The sequence below is a fragment of the Bradyrhizobium sp. CCBAU 11386 genome (assembly GCF_028128955.1).
Taxonomy (GTDB): Bacteria; Pseudomonadota; Alphaproteobacteria; order Rhizobiales; family Xanthobacteraceae; genus Bradyrhizobium.
Genome location: NZ_LBKA01000089.1, coordinates 1 through 961 on the forward strand (window position 1 = coordinate 1; position 961 = coordinate 961).

A 961-nucleotide genomic window follows, 5' to 3' on the forward strand; every position below is an offset into this window, starting at 1 on the left:
GCATACTTTTGATCCTTCGGCTGCAGATTCTCCCAGCAGACGGGGATTTCCTTAATCTCCCATTTCGATCCGCGAATGACCGTACCGTACAGCTCCATTTCGGACACTCCCGAAGGAAGCGCAGGCTGAGCATTCGCGCCCAAAGAGATCGAGAGCGCGAGCAGCAGAACGAGTCTGGGCAACCAGAGGCGAACCATTGTCCTACTGCGTCGGGGTTGGGGTCGGCGGGAACACAGGCACCGGCGCCACGATGAATCCATTTGTCCGGGGTCCGCCGCCCGTACGGCGTCCGGCGCCTCCCGGGAATTCCTGCGACTTCTCTCCTCCCGGCGAGGGAGCTGTGTAAATTGGATTGTCCTTTGATCCAAGCGGCGGCGTCTTCGCCGCGTAGCCGGCGGACCCGGATTTGGCTCCGTTGGCAAGCACCGCATTCGGACCGTTGATGTAGATTCCGAGATTACTGAACTGCTGAGCGGAGGCAGACGCCTGAACTGCAGCAGGCGTCCAACGCGACGACGTGAGGGAGTACTTTGCCTCGACGCCGCCGGTAACCTGGATCGAAAACGTGTAAGTCATCTGCGCCGGCTCCGCGCTCTCCGAAGGCATGGCCGGCGTGAGATTGTTAGCGGCGATGAGAATAGCATTGTCCCGCAACCAAGCCGCCAGTGGCTTGGACGCATCGACAATGATGCGCTTATAGGCGGCGCGGTCCGGGTACTTGTTCTCGGCGAGTCCCTCGAGCTCGATCAGGTCCGTAGGCGTTCCTCGATAGCAGCCACGCTCGTACGTTGCGGGTCCCGCGGCAGCCGGCGTCGAGTCGGACGCAAGCTGGGCGTTCTGCTTCATCAGGAATGACCAGATCAGGTCATAGGTGTCCTGGGCTGAAGCAGTGGGACCCACATGGGTGATCTCACTACTGGTCGCGCTCAGAATCCGCTTGTAATCGAACGCTGTACCGGAT

Annotated in this window: 1 protein-coding gene and 1 pseudogene; both read right to left on the bottom strand. The window is 60.6% G+C overall.

The genetic code is table 11. From position 1 onward, the window contains the following. Positions 1-197, bottom strand: a pseudogene (locus XI09_RS08520) (M12 family metallopeptidase); the annotation flags it as partial. 4 nt (positions 198-201) lie between these two features. Continuing rightward, a partial coding sequence (locus XI09_RS08525; protein ID WP_271566444.1) for a hypothetical protein occupies positions 202-961 on the bottom strand: 760 nt, incomplete at its 5' end.